Annotated in this window: 2 protein-coding genes; both read right to left on the reverse strand. The window is 64.9% G+C overall.

The window, feature by feature from the left end:
• Positions 1-76: 76 nt before the first annotated feature.
• The gene (gene galE, locus BSG08_RS19115; RefSeq protein WP_093039431.1) at positions 77-1060 is read right to left on the reverse strand and encodes a UDP-glucose 4-epimerase GalE; all 984 of its coding nucleotides are present in this window, start codon (positions 1058-1060) and stop codon (positions 77-79) included.
• A 21-nt stretch (positions 1061-1081) separates the two neighbouring features.
• The gene (locus tag BSG08_RS19120; RefSeq protein WP_093039432.1) at positions 1082-1975 is read right to left on the reverse strand and encodes a UTP--glucose-1-phosphate uridylyltransferase; all 894 of its coding nucleotides are present in this window, start codon (positions 1973-1975) and stop codon (positions 1082-1084) included.
• Between the last annotated feature and the right edge of the window lie 12 nt (positions 1976-1987).

Raw genomic sequence — 1987 nt, forward strand, 5'->3', positions numbered from 1 at the left:
CGCCATCGCCAGATCGTTCAGCCTGTCCAAACTGCCCGTGCCCGTTCCTGTTTTGCGCCCCGAGGCAAGGTTGTCGCTATTTCTCGTAATGTCCAGTCCGGTGCCAGCGCCAGGCGTCGGCGATCATCTGCGCCAGGGTCGAGCGTGTCGGTCGCCAGCCCAGTTCCGCGCCGGCGCGCGACGAGCCCGACACAAGCCGCGTGCAGTCGCCGGGCCGGCGCGGCCCCTCGACCACCGGCACCGGGCGGTTGGTGACGGCGGCGGATTGCCCGATCACCTCGCGCACCGAGAACCCCGTGCCGGTGCCAAGGTTGAACACCCGGCTCGGCCTGCCCGCCTCCAGCCATTTCAGCCCCAGAACATGCGCCGCGACCAGATCGCAGACATGCACGTAATCGCGGATGCAGGTGCCGTCGGGCGTGTCGTAATCGGTGCCATGAATGGTCAGCGCCTCGCGCCCGCCGTCGATGCACTCGAGCAGCAGCGGCACAAGATGCGTCTCGGGCCGGTGAAACTCGCCCACCTCGGCCTCGGGGTCCGCGCCCGCCACGTTGAAATAGCGAAAGATCACATGCCGCAGGCCGTGCGCCGCCCCGAAATCGCGCAGCATGTCCTCGATCGCGCGCTTGGAGGCCCCGTAGGCGTTGACCGGATGCTGCGGGCTGTTTTCATCCAGAACGACATCGTCCTGATCGCCATAGGTGGCGCAGGTCGAGGAAAACACCAGATCGAGGCACCCCGCCCGCACCGCCGCCTGCATCAGGCTCAGCGAGCCACCCACGTTGTTATGCCAGTAGAGCCCCGGATCCCGCATGCTCTCGCCAACCTGACTGAGGGCGGCGAAATGCATCACCGCCACCGGCCGATAGGCCGCAAACACCTGATCCAGCCGCGCCCGGTCGCTCAGCTCGCCCCGCTCGAACGGGCCGAACCTGACCGCATCCTGCCAGCCCGTGCTCAGGTTGTCATAGGTGACGGGCGTGTAGCCGGCGGCGCGCAGCGCCTTGCAGGCGTGGCTGCCGATATAGCCCGCGCCGCCCGTCACCAGAACATTGCTCACCGCCTGCCCCCGAACGGATGGTTATTGTGCCGCCTTTTCAGAATGCACCACATCCGAAATGTAATTCCACAGATCATCCCGCAGATCGTCGCGCGCCAGCGCAAAGGCCACCGTGGCCTGCAGAAACCCGGCCTTTGATCCGCAATCGAACCGCTGCCCCCGGAAGCGATAGCCATAAACCTCTTCGCCATCCTGCCGCGCGGCGTCGATCGCATCGGTCAGTTGAATCTCGCCCCCCGCCCCGGTCTGCTTGCGGTTCAGTTTCTGCAGCACCGTGGGCGTCAGGATATAGCGCCCGATCACCGCCAGATTGGACGGCGCGGAACCCGGCGCGGGCTTCTCCACCATGCCCTTGGTCGAGACAATCGTGCCCATGTCCTCCTTGATATCCAGAATGCCGTAGGATCTGGTCATGTGATCCGGCACTTCCATCGCGGCGACAACGTTGCCCTGGGTCTCCTCGAACGCCTCGACCATCTGCGCGAGACAGGGCTTGTCGGCGGCGATCACGTCATCGGGCAGGATCACGGCAAAAGGCTCGTTCGCGATCAGCCGACGCGCGCACCAGACCGCATGGCCCAGACCCAGCGGCTTGTGCTGGCGCAGATAGGCGATCTCGCCGCTGTCCATATTGGTGGATTTGAGAATCTCCAGCAGCTCGGTCTTGCCCTTGCGACGCAACTCCGCCTCCAGCTGCGGCGCGTTGTCGAAATAGTCCTCCAGCGCCCCCTTGCCGCGAGAGGTGACAAAGATGAACTCCTTGATCCCCGCAGCCCGCGCCTCGTCGATCGCGTACTGAACCAGCGGCCGGTCAACCAGCGTCATGATCTCCTTGGGCACCGATTTGGTCGCCGGCAAAAACCGCGTCCCCAAACCCGCAACAGGAAAAATCGCCTTCGTTACCTTGCTTCGCATCGTCTGCTCCTG

This window comes from Roseovarius azorensis (assembly GCF_900109455.1).
Lineage (GTDB): Bacteria > Pseudomonadota > Alphaproteobacteria > Rhodobacterales > Rhodobacteraceae > Roseovarius > Roseovarius azorensis.